We start from the raw sequence: 15,710 nt of genomic DNA on the forward strand, positions 1-15,710 counted from the left end.
TCGCCGAATCCCAGGTCGGTGCGGACGCGATGTCCGACGACTTGGACGTCGAAACGAGTCTGCGTCCGAAGAACCTCACCGATTTCATCGGCCAACCTCGCGTGCGGGAGCAGCTCCAGCTCGTGTTGTCGGGTGCCAAGATGCGTGGCGGCACCCCCGATCACATCCTCATGTCCGGGCCGCCGGGCCTCGGCAAGACCAGTATGGCGATGATCATCGCGGCAGAGCTGGGAACCTCGCTACGGCTCACGTCGGGTCCGGCGCTCGAGCGGGCAGGTGATCTGGCGGCGATGCTCAGCAACCTGGTCGAAGGGGACGTGCTGTTCATCGACGAGATCCATCGCATCGCCCGTCCGGCCGAGGAGATGCTGTACCTGGCGATGGAGGATTTCCGGGTCGACGTCATCGTCGGCAAGGGCCCGGGAGCGACGTCGATTCCACTCGAGGTCGCGCCGTTCACCCTCGTCGGTGCCACCACCAGGTCGGGTGCGCTGACCGGGCCGTTGCGCGATCGGTTCGGATTCGTGGCACACATGGATTTCTACGAGCCCAGCGAGCTCGAACGAATCCTGATGCGGTCGGCAGGGATTCTGGGCGTACCGATCGACCGGGACGGCTGCGCAGAGATCGCCGGGCGCTCGCGCGGAACCCCCCGAATCGCGAACCGATTGCTCCGTCGAGTCCGCGACTACGCGGACGTCCGTGGCGACGGCACCGTCACCCAGGACACCGCGAAGGCCGCGCTGGTGGTCTACGACGTCGACAAACTCGGGCTCGACCGACTCGACCGCGCAGTACTGAGCGCGCTCATCCGGAGCTTCGGCGGGGGACCGGTGGGTGTATCGACACTGGCCGTCGCCGTCGGCGAGGAACCGTCGACGGTCGAAGAAGTGTGCGAGCCGTTCCTGGTGCGTGCCGGAATGATCGCCCGTACCCCCCGCGGGCGCGTCGCGACCGCTGCTGCGTGGCAACACCTCGGTCTGACGCCGCCGCCGGACCTCGCAGTGGGAGGAATTTCGGTCCGATCCTCGGAGGTCCAGCAGGGATTATTCGAATGAATCGGGCACAACGGGACACGAACGGACCGGGCCGGTTCCAGGTAATGGCACACTGGGTAGCTGCGAGGCCCGCACCGGCGACGTTCTCGCACGAGACAATGACGTATTTCGAACCCGACTTCGAGGACTGACCTTCCGATGGATTTGCTGTTTCCGCTGCTGATCGTGGCCCTTCTGGTACCGCTGTTTCTCAATGCGCGTCGACAGAAGAAGGTGTTGGCCAAGACCACGGAAATGCAGGACTCGCTGAAGATCGGCGACGAGGTCGTCACCACCGCAGGCCTGTACGCCCGTGTCGTCCTGGTCGAGGACGACACGATCGACCTGGAGATCGCCGACGGCGTCATCACCACCTGGTCGCGTGCAGTCGTACGTGAGGTGTTGCCCGACGACACCGAGTTCGACGACACCGACATCGACGCGACCACCGATGCGGACCTCGCGGCCCTCGGCTCGAACGACACCGCGGGTCCGTCCCTGAGCAAGGCAGACGCGAGCCGGCCGGACGAGACGATCGAGCAGACGTCGAAGAGGCTCGAAAAAGAGTGAGCACGATGTGAACGAACCGCTGTCGGAGACAGTATCCGGCAGCGGTTTTCTCTGCGGTGACCGATGTGGTGCACAATCGCACCGCTCACTGCTGACACAGCGGGCCGCCAGGCCCTGCAGGAACCGACACTTTCCATCGCCTCAGAGGAGAAACACACACCGTGGCACCTTCCAGCGGACCGGTGCAACCCGCCCGCTATCTCGCCGTTTTTGCGGTGCTGATGGCAGCGGTGTACGCCATGGTCTTCTTCACCGGAGACAAAGACCCCTCGCCGAAGTTGGGAATCGACCTGCAGGGCGGCACGCGCGTGACACTCACCGCGCGGACCCCCGACGGCAATGCACCGACGCAGGACAGCTTGAAGCAGGCGCAGCAGATCATCGAGACCCGCGTCAACGGTCTCGGTGTCTCCGGCTCCGAGGTGGTCATCGACGGTGACAACCTCGTCATCACGGTGCCCGGCGACGACAGCTCCCAGGCGCGGACCCTCGGGCAGACCGCGCGACTGTTCATCCGGCCCGTCGTTGGATCCGTTGCTCCGTCGACGGGCGAGGGTGCTGGCACGCAGCAGACCCCGGTCGACCCGGCCGCGCCGGTCGATCCTGCGGCACCGGTCGATCCTGCGGCACCGGCAGACCCTGCTGCTTCGGCGGATCCGGCTGCGCCCGTAGATCCGGCCACTCCGCAGAACCGTGTGTTCCCGGCGCAGGATCCGTCTGCGGTCGATCCGACGCCTGCTCCTGCGACCGACGCACCCGCTACCGACGAACCCGCGACAGACGATCCCGCCGCGGATGCTTCGCTGTCCGACGCGGATCGCGCTGCCCAGGAGATCGCCGACGCCAAGACGCTTCGGCAGAGCGAGGACCCGCAGGTCCAGCAGCTCGCGATGCAGTCCCTCGACTGCAACGCAGCAGACCCGCTCGCCGGTAACGACGATCCGGCGCTGCCCCTCGTGGCGTGCTCGACCGACGGAACGGCCGTCTACCTGCTCGGTCCCACGATCATCGACGGTCAGCAGATATCCGACGCCACCTCCGGCTTCGACAGTCAGCAGGCCCAGTTCCAGGTCAGCCTGACGTTCGACTCGGAAGGCTCGAACACCTGGGCTCAGTTCACCGCGGCCAATCTGCAGAAGCAGGCTGCGTTCGTGCTGGACTCGAAGGTGATCAGTGCACCGGTCATTCAGGGGGCCACCCCAGCGGGCAGCGCCACCTCGATCACCGGCAACTTCAACAACCAGACCGCGTCCGAGCTCGCCAACACCCTCAAGTACGGCTCTTTGCCGCTCTCCTTCGTGTCCTCCGAGGCCGAGACGGTGTCGGCAACACTGGGATTGGCCTCGCTCGAAGCAGGTCTGCTCGCCGGTGCCATCGGACTGGCGCTGGTGTTGGTCTACTGCCTGCTCTACTACCGTGCCCTCGGGCTGCTCACTGCGCTGTCGTTGGCGCTGGCCGGTCTCGTGGTCTACGGAATCATCGTTCTGTTGGGCCGATGGATCAGCTTCACACTCGACCTCGCAGGCATCGCAGGCCTGATCATCGGTATCGGTATGACCGCGGACTCGTTCGTGGTGTTCTTCGAGCGCATCAAGGACGAGATCAGGGAGGGCCGCAGCTTCCGATCGGCGGTTCCTCGCGGTTGGGCACGCGCCCGCAAGACGATCCTGTCGGGCAATGCGGTGAGCTTCATCGCTGCCGCAGTGCTCTACGTGTTGGCGGTCGGTCAGGTCCGCGGCTTCGCGTTCACCCTCGGACTGACGACGATCCTGGACATCATAGTCGTGGTGCTGGTGACATGGCCGCTGGTGTACCTGGCATCGAAATCCACCTTCTGGTCCAAGCCGTCCGTCAACGGACTCGGTGCCGTCCAGCAGATCGCGCTCGAACGCAAGCGCGCAGCCAACAAGGCACTCGCCGTCAAGACCGGCACTGCGCCGTCGAAGGAGGCATGACATGTCGGACACGACCACGTCGACCCCATCGCCCCTCGACGATTCGGGTGTCGATCAATCCACCCAGCCGAAGCACAGCTGGCTGTCCAGGTTGTACACCGGTACCGGTGCCTTCGACATCGTCGGTCGTCGCCGGTTCTACTACATCCTCACCGGCGTCATCGTGCTCGTGTGCCTGCTGAGCTTCCTCGTTCGCGGCTTCACCCTCGGTATCGACTTCGAGGGCGGAACCCGGATCGCGCTGCCCGCGGCCGACAACATCACCACCGAGCAGGTCGAGACCGTGTACGACGACGCGCTCGGCATGCCGCCGGTGTCGGTACAGACCGTCGGTGCGGGTGCCGCAGCAACGGTGCAGATTCGCTCCGAAGCTCTCGACCCCGCCGAAGTGGACACTCTTCGCCAGGCGTTGTTCGAGGCATTCCAGCCGCAGGACAACTCGGGTACCGCGACCCCCAACGCCATCAGCGTGTCGGACGTCAGCGAGACCTGGGGCAGCCAGATCACCCAGAAAGCTCTGATCGCGCTCGTAGTCTTCCTGGTCATCGTCAGCATCTACATCGCTGTCCGGTACGAGCGAGACATGGCGTTGGCGGCGCTGGCCGCCTTGGGATTCGACCTCCTGGTGACCGCAGGCGTGTACTCGCTCGTCGGATTCGAGGTGACGCCGGCAACCGTGATCGGCCTGCTGACGATCCTCGGTTTCTCGCTGTACGACTCTGTGGTGGTGTTCGACAAGGTCGAGGAGAACACCCGCGGCATCCTGAACCTGCATCGCAAGACGTACGCCGAACAGGCGAACCTGGCCGTCAACCAGACCCTGATGCGCTCGATCAACACCACCGTGATCGGTGTCCTCCCGGTGATCGCACTCATGATCATCGCGGTATGGCTACTCGGAGTGGGCACGCTGAAGGATCTGGCTCTGGTGCAGTTGGTCGGCATGATCGTCGGTGCCTACTCGTCGATCTTCTTCGCCACTCCGTTGCTGGTGACGCTCAAGGAGAAGTGGGGCCCCGTCGCAGTCCATACCCGCAAGGTCCACTCCAAGCGCGCCGAAGCGGCAGCCCGCGCAGCCGGCCTCGCTCCGGAGCCGGTTGCCGTCGGTGTGGCCGCCCCGAAGGCGTCGGCTCCGCAGCCGGGCAACCGCCCCACCGGGAAACGAAACAAGAAGCGTCGGTAGAACCACCCTCGACAGGGACGGAGAGTGCACGTGAAACGACGGTGGAGCGCGGCACTGGTGGCAGCGAGTGTCGGCGCAGTGTCCATCACTGCGTGTTCGTCGCCCGAGGACAAGGTGCCCTCGATCGGCTACTCGTTCGACAACGTGGTGAACACGTACAACGCCAGAACCGTCGACGGCGCGGCGTCGGGAGCCCGGCAGGCGTTCACTCGGGTGCAGGTGGGCTTCAGCTACCTCGGGCCCGAGGGAGACGCGTTGTCGGACAACGACATCGGAACAGCCACGGTGGTTCCCGGTGACACGCTGACCGTGCAGTACTCCATCGCCCCGGCCGCGACGTACTCCGACGGTGCGCCGATGGCCTGCGACGACCTGGTGTTGGCCTGGGCGGCGAACAGCGGAAGGTTCGCCACCGACCGCCCCCTGTTCGACGCGGCGTCGACGGCCGGGTACTCCGACATCGAGCGCATCGATTGCGTTCCTGGGGCCAAGGAAGCCACTGTCGTCTTCGCGTCCGGCCGCAGCTACCAGAACTGGCGCGCGCTGTTCGGTGCCACCGACCTGCTACCGGCACACGTCGCGGCTCGGGCCGCGGGCGTGCCGAACGTCGTCGATCCCATCCTGGGCGAGGACGACGACGTGGTGAGCCGCATCGCCGACTTCTGGAACACCGGATGGACCCTGACGCCGGGCTCGATCGACCTCTCGCTACTGCCCTCGGCCGGCCCGTACCGGGTCGAGTCATACTCCGCCGAGGACGGTCTCGTGCTCGTGGCGAACGACGCCTGGTGGGGAAACCCGCCCGAGACCGCGCAGGTGGTCGTCTGGCCCAAGGGCACCGACCTGACGGCGAAGGCTGCGGACGGCTCGCTGGACGTGATCGACCACGGGGCCGGTGCCGTCGATCTCGGGACCCCCGAGGGATTCACGACCACCGAGCAACCGTCGCGAGGCGTCGAGCAATTGACGTTCGCAACCCAGGGGGTGTTGGCCGACGCGAGTGCACGTCGAGCAGTGGCCGCGTGCATCCCGAGATCGGATCTGTTCGACACGTTGGGTCACCCCGGTTTCGAGGCGGCTGCGGCGGGCCTCGGCTCGGGCCTCGTCGACTCTCGTCTCGTCCAGCCCGACACACTCGAGTACCCATCGGTCGCAGCGGTGGTGGGTGATCGATACCAGCGTTCGGACCTGGACCAGGCGGGCCGAGAACTGGAGGCCGCAGGCGTGGACGCACTGACCGTTCGTGTCGGCTACCGGGGACCGGACGCGCGCCGCGCCCAGGTGGTGAGTCGCATGGCTGCCGATTGCGCGGCCGCAGGCATCACCGTCGAGGACGCGAGCTCACCGGACTTCACACCGTCCGCCCTGCGGGCCGGGGCGGTCGATGCCGTCCTCGGTAGCAGCGGATCGCTTCCCGGACCGTCGGGTTCGGCTGCCGCGGTCACCGCACGGTATTCGTTGCGGACGGGCATCGGTCTGAACGTCGGCGGATACAGCAACGGCAGGATCGACTCCATCGTCGATCAGTTGGCGGTGACCGACGATCCCGAGCGCATTCTGGCGCTGGCCACCGAGGGCGAGAACATCCTGTGGAACGACATGCCGTCGCTTCCCCTGTACAACGAGCCGCGTACGACTGTCGTCAGTGACGGCATGCAGGACGTGGTGCCCAACCCGACGGCCGCTGGTGCCGGATGGAACATGGATCGGTGGGTGCTTCTTCGATGAACGACGCAGGCGGTGCAGTGGGTGCTGCCGCTGCCGTGACCAGGCTGACGCGGTGGGTCGACGACTTCCCCGTCCCCGGTGTGCGCTTCGGCGATCTGACACCGGTGTTCGCGGACGGGCCGGCGTTACGCAGTGTCGTGTCGGAGCTGGCGCAAGGGTTCGAGGACGTCGACCTGGTGGCGGGTATCGACGCACGGGGATTCCTGCTGGGGGCCGGAGTTGCCCTCGAACTCGGGTGCGGTGTGCTCGCGGTGCGCAAGGCGGGAAAGCTTCCGCCTCCGGTGCATTCACGGTCGTACGATCTCGAGTACGGAACCGCCGAACTGCAGATCCCGACTGCGATCGACGTGGCCGGACGACGAGTTCTGGTGGTCGACGACGTGCTGGCGACCGGCGGTACCGTCGATGCGACGGCTCGGTTGTTGGCCGAGCAGGGCGCGGTGATCGCCGGTGCTGCTGTGGTTCTCGAGATCGCCGTTCTGGGTGGGCGCGACAAGTGCAGTGGCTACCCGCTCGGCTGCCTGGTTCGAGTATGAGGACTAAAGTCTCTTTCACAATGCGTTGATGTTCCGGCGTCAGCGCGGAACGTGTGGCAGGAGGTGATGAGAGTGACCCGTTACATCGATCAGCCCTTGCCCGATCGGCCTGCCGTCCCCGAGCGGCCCGCAGTTGCCGATCAGACCGGCGTTACCGATCGGACCGGTGGACTCGTCACGACCGACGAGGCCGCGTCCGGTGATGCCGGCCCGGCCGTCGACACTCCGGTTTCCCGCGATCCGGTGGCGTCCGATTCGCAGGCGCCGTCGGGAACCCGTAACTCGGCACCTGTCCCCACTTCGGCGTCGCGGCGGGTGCGAGCACGTCTGGCGCGCCGCATCACCGCTGGACGCAGCGCCGCGGTCAAGCCGGTGCTCGAGCCACTGGTAAGCCTGCACCGCGAGCTCTATCCCAAGGCCGACCTGGCGTTGCTGCAGCGGGCCTACGACGTGGCGGACGAGCTGCATGCCTCGCAGATGCGCAAGTCCGGGGACCCCTACATCACGCATCCGCTCGCCGTGGCCAATATTCTGGCCGAGTTGGGGATGGACACGACCACTCTGGTTGCGGCGCTGCTGCACGACACTGTCGAGGACACCGGATATTCGCTCGCCAAGTTGACCGAGGAGTTCGGCGACGAGGTGTCTCATCTCGTGGACGGAGTGACCAAGCTCGACAAGGTCGTGCTCGGAACCGCGGCCGAGGGCGAGACGATCCGCAAGATGATCATCGCGATGGCGCGAGATCCACGGGTGTTGGTCATCAAGGTCGCCGATCGGTTGCACAACATGCGCACCATGCGGTTCCTGCCTCCGGAGAAGCAGGCGCGCAAAGCCAAGGAGACGCTGGAAGTCATTGCGCCGCTTGCTCATCGGCTCGGGATGGCCACGGTCAAGTGGGAGCTCGAAGACCTGGCGTTCGCGATTCTTCATCCGAAGAAGTACGACGAGATCGTGCGTCTCGTCGCCGATCGTGCGCCGTCCCGCGACACCTACCTCGAAAAGGTTCGGGCCGAGATCAACGCGACACTCGCCGCGTCGCGAATCAGTGCCGTCGTCGAGGGGCGCCCGAAGCACTACTGGTCGATCTACCAGAAGATGATCGTCAAGGGCCGCGACTTCGACGACATCCACGACCTCGTCGGCGTCCGCATTCTGTGCGACGAGATCCGTGACTGCTATGCCGCTGTCGGCGTGGTCCATTCGTTGTGGCAGCCGATGGCGGGCCGTTTCAAGGACTACATCGCGCAGCCGCGTTACGGGGTCTACCAGTCGCTGCACACCACGGTGATCGGCCCCGAGGGCAAGCCCCTCGAGGTGCAGATCCGCACGCGCGACATGCACCGCACAGCCGAGTTCGGCATCGCTGCGCACTGGCGTTACAAGGAGACCAAGGGCAAGCATTCGCAGGACAATGCCGAGGTCGACGACATGGCGTGGATGCGTCAGCTTCTCGACTGGCAGCGAGAAGCCGCCGATCCGGGGGAGTTCCTCGAGTCGCTGCGCTACGACCTCGCGGTCAAGGAGATCTTCGTCTTCACCCCCAAGGGTGATGTCGTCACCCTGCCTGCCGGATCGTGTCCGGTCGACTTCGCGTACGCGGTGCACACCGAGGTGGGGCATCGCTGTATCGGCGCGCGGGTCAACGGTCGACTCGTCGCACTGGAACGGACTCTCGACAACGGTGAAGTGGTCGAGGTGTTCACCTCCAAAGCCGCCACTGCCGGTCCCAGTCGGGACTGGCAGGGGTTCGTAGCCTCCCCGCGAGCCAAGACCAAGATTCGCCAGTGGTTCGCCAAGGAGCGCCGCGAGGAAGCCCTGGAGGCAGGCAAGGACGGCATCGCCAAGGAGGTTCGTCGAGGCGGACTTCCCTTGCAGCGCTTGATGAATGCCGAGTCCATGTCGGCGATCGCGCACGAGCTACGGTACGTCGACGTCTCCGCGCTCTACACCGCGGTCGGCGAGAATCATGTGTCCGCCCGCCACGTGGTGCAGCGGCTGGTCGCCCATCTCGGTGGCGTCGGCGATGTCGAGGAAGAGCTCGCCGAGCGGTCGACACCGTCGACGATCCCGACTCGACCCCGTCAGGTCGGCGACGCGGGAGTGCTGGTCACCGGTGCCGAGGGTGTTGTCGCGAAACTGGCGAAGTGCTGCACTCCGGTGCCGGGAGACGAGATCCTCGGATTCGTCACCCGTGGTGGATCGGTGAGTGTCCACCGCACCGACTGCACCAACGCACGCTCGCTCGAAGAGCAGTCCGAACGGTTCATCGAAGTTCAGTGGGCACCGTCGGCGTCCTCGGTGTTCCTGGTCGCCATTCAGATCGAGGCACTCGACCGTCACCGGCTGCTCTCCGACGTCACCAAGGCGCTCGCCGACGAGAAGGTCAATATTCTCTCGGCGTCCGTCGCGACGTCGGGGGACCGGGTTGCGATCAGCAAGTTCACGTTCGAGATGGGCGACCCGAAGCACCTCGGGCATGTGCTGAACGTCGTGCGCAACGTCGAGGGAGTGTATGACGTGTACCGCTTGACGTCTGCGGCCTGAGCGGCAGTCCACGGAAGCAACGAGAGGGTGAGCAGATACTCTGCTCACCCTCTCGTCTTTCTGAACTCAGGCTGCGGACTCCACGATCACCGGATTCGCCGGTGCACCGTCCTCGGAGCCGCCGGTGACCCCGCCCGCTGCGATGGCGTCGAGGGTTTGCAGACCGGCGTCCGAGATGGTGCCGAACACCGTGTACTGCGGCGGCAGCACCGAATCGGCGTACACCAGGAAGAACTGGCTGCCGTTGGTATCGGGGCCTGCATTGGCCATGGCCAGCGTTCCGCGGGGGTAGACCACCGGATTCTCGGCCTGCGCCGGATCGTCGGTGTACGCGGTGGTGGGGTACTCGTTGGCGAAGGTGTATCCCGGTCCGCCTCGACCGGACCCGGACGGGTCACCGCACTGCAGCACTTCGAGGCCCGGTGACGTCGTCAGACGGTGACAGGGCGAGCCGTCGAAATATCCCTGCTGGACGAGGCCGACGACGCTGTTGACGGTGCACGGTGCCTGAGTCCGGTCGAGCGTGATGTCGATCGGACCCTGATTGGTGGACAACGTCACATCGACGTTTCCGTACACGTCGATGTTGTCGGTCGCGGGCGCCTCGACCTCCTTGGCGGCCGGGGACTCGGCCGGATACGAGCAGGACACCGTGTCGGTCGTCGGCTGCGGCACGGGCGGCAACGCGCCGAAACGGGACAGATCGAGGGCAGGCCGCGGCGCGGGTGCTGCGGTCGTCGTCGTCGTTGTCGACGACGGTGTGGTGGCCGGTGCAGCTGTCGGTTCGGCCGAACTGGAACACCCTGCGAGTACCAGCGCGGTGGCCGAGACCGCGATCGTCAGCGCCGAGGTGCGCTTCACAGGTCGCTCAGCATGGACGTGATGTCGACCGGTTCGGCGGGGGCTCCGTCGGATGCGCCGCCCTCCACTCCCTTGGCTGCGATGGCGTCGAGAGTGGCGAGTCCGGTCTCGTCGATGGTGCCGAACGCGGTGTAGGCGGGCGGCAGTTCCGAATCGCCGTAGACGAGGAAGAACTGGCTGCCGTTGGTACCCGGGCCTGCGTTGGCCATGGCCAACGTACCGCGTGGGTAGGAGATCGGGGTCTGAGCAGCGGGGTCGCCCTCGGCATAGGTATCGGTGGGGAATTCGTCGGCGAACTGATAGCCCGGTCCGCCGGAGCCGGTGCCCGTGGGATCGCCGCACTGCAGAACCTGCAGGCCCGCGCCCGTGGTGAGTCGATGGCAGGTGGTGCCGTCGAAGTAGCCCTGATTGGCGAGCGAGACGAAACTGTTGACCGTGCACGGAGACTCGGGATTGTTCAGCGTCAGCCCGATGTTCCCCGCAGACGTGGTCATGCTGTAGCTCAGCGGCTCGTCGCTGGTGGGGACGTTGTCGGTGCGCGGGGGAGTGTTCTCCTTGGCCGCAGGCTGTGTCGCGGCGGGATAGGAGCAGTTCACCGTCTCGGGCAGCGGCTCGGTGCGCCCTGCTGCGATGATCGAATCGGCGGGTGCCGACGTCGTCGACTCCTGGGCGGTGCTCGCATCGTCGTCACCGCGGGTCACCACGAACACGACCGAGACGACGGCCACGACCGCGACGACACCGAGAATGGAACCGGCGATCGTCAATTGCTTACGACGTCGCGCTCGCTCGGCGCGGCGTACGAGTTGGCGTTCGAGCTTTCGTTTGGCAGCCTCGCGCCGTTGCTCGTTGCTGGGCAATTCGTGTTCCTCCCGCTTGTCGAAAAACGACCTCGCCCGCTCGCTGCACGGACCGATCGTGTGGTAATCGGCCGAGAATCGGCCAACGCGAGTTTGCCATCACTGCCTGAGAGCATGCTGGGGGGACCCGGCGGGAGCGGCCCCACTAAGCTTGCTCGGTACTTCGGCCTCAGCCTTTAGGAGCGTTTGTCTTGCTCGTCACCGGATTCCCCGCAGGCATGTTTCAGACGAACTGTTACATCCTGGCCCAGGACGACGCGTCCGAGTGTGTCGTCGTCGATCCCGGTCAGGACGCCGCTGATCCGTTGATCGACTTCCTGACGCAGTCCTCGCTCACCCCCACCGCAGTACTGCTCACGCACGGTCATCTTGACCACACGTGGTCGGTGGAGCCGATCTGCGCAAAGTACGGCATCCCGGCGTACATCGCACCCGAGGACCGCTACATGCTGTCCGATCCGATCAAGGGAACGGGTCCGACGTTGGCGGCAGTGCTCGGCGACCTCGAGTTCCACGAACCGGCCGAGGTGATCGAGCTCACGGACGGTCTACGGCTCGAGCTGGCCGGCATCGAATTCACGGTGGTGCACACTCCCGGGCACACCCAGGGGTCGGTGGTGTTCCTCGCCCATGCCGACGGGCCCGACGGATCGGTTCCGCTGGCCCTGACCGGGGACACCCTCTTCGCGGGATCGATCGGGCGCACCGATCTGCCCGGCGGCGATCACGACCAACTGCTGAGGTCCATCGCGACTCGGCTGCTCCCGCTGAGCGACGACACGGTGGTGCTCCCGGGTCACGGCGGACAGAGCTCGATCGGCCAGGAGCGCGGGTCCAACCCGTTCCTCGTTGGACTCACCGACCCCGAGCAAGGAAAGCTGTGAGCGTGAGCAAGCCGACCGCCTTTTCCGCCCCCAAGGGGATTCCCGATTACTTTCCCCCGAACTCGGCCGAGTTCGTCGCCGTTCGCGAAGGGCTGCTCGACGCGGCCCGCAACGCCGGCTACGGCCACATCGAACTGCCGATCTTCGAGGACACCGGCCTGTTCGCCCGCGGGGTCGGGGAGTCGACCGATGTGGTGAGCAAGGAGATGTACACGTTCGACGATCGTGGAGACCGATCGGTGACGCTGCGCCCCGAGGGCACCGCAGGGGTCATGCGCGCGGTGATCGAGCACGGTCTGGATCGGGGAGCACTGCCGGTCAAGCTCGCCTACGCCGGGCCGTTCTTCCGTTACGAGCGCCCACAGGCCGGGCGGTACCGGCAGCTGCAGCAGGTTGGTGTCGAGGCGATCGGCGTCGACGACCCGGCGCTGGACGCCGAGGTCATCGCCGTGGCCGATGCCGGTTTTCGTGCCCTCGGGCTCACCGGGTTCCGACTCGAGATCACCTCGCTCGGTGACGACACCTGCCGCCCGCAGTACCGAGAGCTGTTGCAGCAGTTCCTGTTCGCCCTTCCCCTCGACGAGGACACGCGTCGACGTGCCGAGATCAACCCACTGCGGGTGCTCGACGACAAGCGGTCCGAGGTGCGTGAAATGACCGCGGACGCGCCGTTGATGCTCGATCACCTCTCCGATTCGGCGAAGGAACACTTCGACGAAGTGCTGGCATACCTGGACGTGATGAACGTTCCGTACCTGGTGAATCCGCGGATGGTGCGTGGCCTCGACTACTACACCAAGACGACGTTCGAATTCGTGCACGACGGGCTCGGCGCACAATCGGGCATCGGCGGCGGTGGACGCTACGACGGATTGATGGAACAGCTCGGTGGGCAGGCGCTCTCCGGAATCGGGTTCGGTCTCGGCGTCGATCGCACAGTGCTGGCACTCGCCGCCGAGGGCAAGACCGCGGGCGCGACGGCACGATGCCAGGTCTTCGGCGTTCCGATGGGGGCCGGTGCCAAGCTGGCGATCGTCGACATCGCGGCTCAGCTTCGCGAACGAGGAATAGCCGTGGACATGGCCTACGGAAATCGCGGAATCAAGGGTGCCATGAAGGCCGCCGACCGATCCGGCGCGCGGTTCGCGTTGGTGCTCGGCGACCAGGAATTGGTTGCGGAATCGGTTCTGATGAAAGACCTTTCGAACGGCGAGCAGGAGACCGTTCCGATGGCCGACGTGGTCGATGCCCTCGGAGCGCGCCTTGGCCGGTGATCGTCGGCCCGGTGACTCCGGGTCCAATGCGGGGCCGGTAGCCCTGGACCTGGTCTCGGTGGAGTTCCTGGCACCGCGCCTGCGCAAGATCATCGTCGGGTCGGCCGCGATCGGGATTCTTCTCGCCGTCGTCCTGGCGCTGTTCGCGCCGGTATGGGTTGCAGTTCTCGTCGGGGTGATCGTCGGCGGTCCCGCAGTACTGTCGGGTTGGCTCGGTCTGCGCCGACGGGTGTGGCTCGACGGCCCGCAACTGTGCGCGCGGGGGTTGCGCACTCGCCGGCTGAAGATGCCGGAGGTGGTGACGGCCGAACTGACGATTCGGACGGCCGGAATCGATCAGATCTCGCTGCGGCTCTACGACGGGCGTACCCACATCGTGCTTCCCCTAGCGCTCTACACCAGGGATGGGGGCCGTGAACTGCCGATTCTCGCGTTACGCACCCTCGCCGACTCCCTGTGGACCACCGAGCTGGTGCCTGCCGCGGCGATCGCATCGGTGCTGGTGGATCAGCTGCGCGCCGAGGCACGCGACGCCGGACTCGACCAACGGCCGCTCTACCGCGCCGTCGAACTCGTCCGGAGCAAAGGACGGACTCCGCAGGCGACGCTGACCGACCGTGAGGTCGCTCAGCTGCTCGACTGAGTCGTGGTCAGGTGACCAGGAAGGCGTCGAGCACGACGGCTTCGGCGGAGCGAGATCCGGACGTGACGACGAGTGCGCGGTTGAGATAGGTGAACTTCGGAACTGCGGTCGACACGCTGAGGGTGCCGCGGAAGTAGTAGGTGGCGGGATCGACCTCACGTTCGGGATCGTTCAGAGCGTCGATGACGTCGGCAGGCCCGAACTGAACCCCGCGGTAGTCGAGCGAGAGGTAACCGCCGGTCGCCAATTCGAGAACGAGATCGCTGCTGAACTCGGTGCATCCGTCCGGCCGAGTGACGCTGACGACGGTCGACCCTGCTGCGAGGGTGCCCTCGATGTCGGGGCCGGGAGCTGCGCCGCCGAGCACGGTGGTGACCACCCGCTCACCGGCGGGTACCGAACCGATGTCGATTCCCGGTCCCAGCGTGAGGCCGAGACGCAGAATGGGTTCGAGGGTCGGTGTGTTCGGGGCGGTCACGGCGGTGCACTCCTAGGATCGACTGTGGGCCTACGCTATCGCCCTCCGGTGACCACACCCGAGCGGGTACCGGCGGGGTCGGCCGGCCTTGACACGACATAGAACAAATGTTCGACTGTGTGCATGCGATGGGCCGGTCAGACTCTCGACGCCGCGGACGACGGGGCGCTCCCGGGGCTCGAGCGGTCCGGGCTGGTCCGAAGCGTGCAGACGCCCGAGTTCGAGGGCATCACCTTCCACGAGGTGCTGTGCAAGAGCGCCCTGAACGAGGTGCCGAGCGAATCGCAGGTGCCGTTCTCCTGGACCGTCAATCCGATGCGTGGGTGCTCACACGCATGCCGGTACTGCTTCGCTCGCCCGACGCACGAATATTTGGATCTGGACTCCGGCAACGATTTCGACACGCAGATCGTCGTGAAGACGAACGTGGCGGCGGTACTGCGCAAGGAACTCTCACGCCGGTCGTGGAAACGGGAGCCGGTGGCCCTCGGTACCAACACCGACCCCTACCAACGCGCGGAGGGTCGATATCGGTTGATGCCCGGCATCATTCGGGCACTGACCGAATCGGGCACGTCGTTCTCGATTCTCACCAAGGGCACCTTGCTGCGGCGTGATCTGCCCCTGTTGACGCTCGCCGCGCAGCAGGTCGACGTGCAGGTGAGCATCAGCCTGGCCATTCACGACGCCGACCTGCAGAAGCAGCTCGAGCCCGGAACCCCCAGTCCGCGAGCGCGATTGGACCTCATTCGTGCGGTACGTGATGCGGGACTGGACTGCGGGGTTCTGGTGGCACCGGTCATTCCGTTTCTCACCGACGGGGCCAAGCAACTGGACGGTCTGATCGGTGCCCTGGCCGAGGCCGGTGCGACGACCGTGACGGCCCTGCCGATGCATCTGCGTTCGAGCACCAAGGACTGGTACATGAGCTGGCTGGTGAAGGAACACCCCGCGTTGGTGCGTCGATACCGTCAGCTCTACGGACACGGGGCGTACGTGACTCCCGAGTACAAGCAGTGGCTGAAAGCCAGAATCGATCCGCTGCTCGACGCCTACGGGTTCGCCGCAGAGCAGACCCGCTCGCTGCCCGCCAACGAGCCGGCCGATTCCCGAGAACTGGTGACCTCGGGGCCCGCTCTCACCCTGTTCTGATC

Annotated in this window: 14 protein-coding genes; 11 read left to right on the forward strand and 3 right to left on the reverse strand. The window is 65.9% G+C overall.

Annotation, left to right across the window (positions count from 1 at the left end; genetic code table 11):
• Nucleotides 1-29 precede the first annotated feature (29 nt).
• The 7 genes from ruvB to ABZ677_RS14325 all read left to right on the forward strand — a co-directional run bounded on the left by ruvB (nt 30) and on the right by ABZ677_RS14325 (nt 9,556).
• Complete coding sequence (ruvB, locus tag ABZ677_RS14295; RefSeq protein WP_052047563.1) at nt 30-1,058, forward strand: Holliday junction branch migration DNA helicase RuvB; 1,029 nt, start codon at nt 30-32, stop codon at nt 1,056-1,058.
• Nucleotides 1,059-1,196: 138 nt separating this feature from the next.
• Entirely contained in the window at nt 1,197-1,607 is a 411-nt protein-coding gene (yajC, locus tag ABZ677_RS14300; RefSeq protein ID WP_358370356.1) for a preprotein translocase subunit YajC, read from the forward strand.
• Nucleotides 1,608-1,768: 161 nt separating this feature from the next.
• On the forward strand, nt 1,769-3,562 hold the full coding sequence (gene secD / locus ABZ677_RS14305) for a protein translocase subunit SecD (RefSeq protein ID WP_358370358.1): 1,794 nt from the start codon (nt 1,769-1,771) through the stop codon (nt 3,560-3,562).
• A gap of 1 nt (nt 3,563) precedes the next feature.
• Nucleotides 3,564-4,745, forward strand: coding sequence for a protein translocase subunit SecF (gene secF, locus ABZ677_RS14310; protein WP_037189423.1), 1,182 nt, complete (start codon nt 3,564-3,566; stop codon nt 4,743-4,745).
• Between the two features lie 24 nt (nt 4,746-4,769).
• Nucleotides 4,770-6,473 carry an ABC transporter substrate-binding protein gene (locus ABZ677_RS14315; RefSeq protein ID WP_358370361.1) on the forward strand — a complete coding sequence of 568 codons (1,704 nt, stop codon included), beginning with the start codon at nt 4,770-4,772 and terminating at the stop codon, nt 6,471-6,473.
• Nucleotides 6,470-7,009 carry an adenine phosphoribosyltransferase gene (locus ABZ677_RS14320; RefSeq protein WP_037189421.1) on the forward strand — a complete coding sequence of 180 codons (540 nt, stop codon included), beginning with the start codon at nt 6,470-6,472 and terminating at the stop codon, nt 7,007-7,009. Before ABZ677_RS14315 ends, ABZ677_RS14320 begins: the two co-directional genes overlap by 4 nt.
• 72 nt (nt 7,010-7,081) lie before the next feature.
• On the forward strand, nt 7,082-9,556 hold the full coding sequence (locus ABZ677_RS14325; protein ID WP_094634576.1) for a RelA/SpoT family protein: 2,475 nt from the start codon (nt 7,082-7,084) through the stop codon (nt 9,554-9,556).
• Between the two features lie 66 nt (nt 9,557-9,622).
• Here the strand turns inward: ABZ677_RS14325 and ABZ677_RS14330 are convergent, their stop codons facing one another.
• Both ABZ677_RS14330 and ABZ677_RS14335 read right to left on the reverse strand, forming a co-directional pair.
• Nucleotides 9,623-10,417 carry a peptidylprolyl isomerase gene (locus ABZ677_RS14330; RefSeq protein WP_037189420.1) on the reverse strand — a complete coding sequence of 265 codons (795 nt, stop codon included), beginning with the start codon at nt 10,415-10,417 and terminating at the stop codon, nt 9,623-9,625.
• Entirely contained in the window at nt 10,414-11,277 is an 864-nt protein-coding gene (locus ABZ677_RS14335; protein WP_037189419.1) for a peptidylprolyl isomerase, read from the reverse strand. Before ABZ677_RS14335 ends, ABZ677_RS14330 begins: the two co-directional genes overlap by 4 nt.
• 191 nt (nt 11,278-11,468) lie before the next feature.
• On the opposite strand from ABZ677_RS14335, the gene ABZ677_RS14340 reads away from it, so the two are divergent.
• Genes ABZ677_RS14340 through ABZ677_RS14350 form a run of 3 tightly spaced genes read left to right on the forward strand, consistent with a single transcriptional unit; the run spans nt 11,469 to nt 14,078 of the window.
• Nucleotides 11,469-12,161 carry an MBL fold metallo-hydrolase gene (locus ABZ677_RS14340; protein WP_037189418.1) on the forward strand — a complete coding sequence of 231 codons (693 nt, stop codon included), beginning with the start codon at nt 11,469-11,471 and terminating at the stop codon, nt 12,159-12,161.
• Between the two features lie 2 nt (nt 12,162-12,163).
• Nucleotides 12,164-13,435 (forward strand): histidine--tRNA ligase, encoded by a 1,272-nt coding sequence (hisS, locus tag ABZ677_RS14345; protein ID WP_358370366.1) that lies wholly within the window; start codon nt 12,164-12,166, stop codon nt 13,433-13,435.
• Nucleotides 13,407-14,078: a hypothetical protein gene (locus ABZ677_RS14350; protein WP_358370369.1), complete on the forward strand. Its 672-nt coding sequence runs from the start codon at nt 13,407-13,409 to the stop codon at nt 14,076-14,078. Before hisS ends, ABZ677_RS14350 begins: the two co-directional genes overlap by 29 nt.
• Before the next feature lie 7 nt (nt 14,079-14,085).
• On the opposite strand, the gene ABZ677_RS14355 is transcribed toward ABZ677_RS14350, so the two are convergent.
• Nucleotides 14,086-14,556, reverse strand: a complete 471-nt coding sequence (locus ABZ677_RS14355; RefSeq protein ID WP_037189416.1) for a DUF3237 domain-containing protein — start codon at nt 14,554-14,556, stop codon at nt 14,086-14,088.
• 123 nt (nt 14,557-14,679) lie between these two features.
• Between ABZ677_RS14355 and ABZ677_RS14360 the strand changes: the two genes are divergently transcribed.
• A complete protein-coding gene (locus ABZ677_RS14360; protein ID WP_358370372.1) occupies nt 14,680-15,708 on the forward strand; it encodes an Rv2578c family radical SAM protein in 1,029 nt (342 codons plus the stop codon).
• Nucleotides 15,709-15,710: the final 2 nt, after the last annotated feature.

The organism is Rhodococcus sp. NPDC006774, assembly GCF_040636045.1.
GTDB lineage: Bacteria > Actinomycetota > Actinomycetes > Mycobacteriales > Mycobacteriaceae > Rhodococcoides.

What these genes read in the sequence shown, in the direction of transcription:
- ruvB (WP_052047563.1), top strand. Translation starts at nt 30, where the DNA reads ATGTCCGACGACTTGGACGTCGAAACGAGTCTGCGTCCGAAGAACCTC.
- yajC (WP_358370356.1), top strand. Translation starts at nt 1,197, where the DNA reads ATGGATTTGCTGTTTCCGCTGCTGATCGTGGCCCTTCTGGTACCGCTG.
- secF (WP_037189423.1), top strand. Translation starts at nt 3,564, where the DNA reads ATGTCGGACACGACCACGTCGACCCCATCGCCCCTCGACGATTCGGGT.
- ABZ677_RS14320 (WP_037189421.1), top strand. Translation starts at nt 6,470, where the DNA reads ATGAACGACGCAGGCGGTGCAGTGGGTGCTGCCGCTGCCGTGACCAGG.
- ABZ677_RS14350 (WP_358370369.1), top strand. Translation starts at nt 13,407, where the DNA reads ATGCCCTCGGAGCGCGCCTTGGCCGGTGATCGTCGGCCCGGTGACTCC.
- ABZ677_RS14360 (WP_358370372.1), top strand. Translation starts at nt 14,680, where the DNA reads ATGCGATGGGCCGGTCAGACTCTCGACGCCGCGGACGACGGGGCGCTC.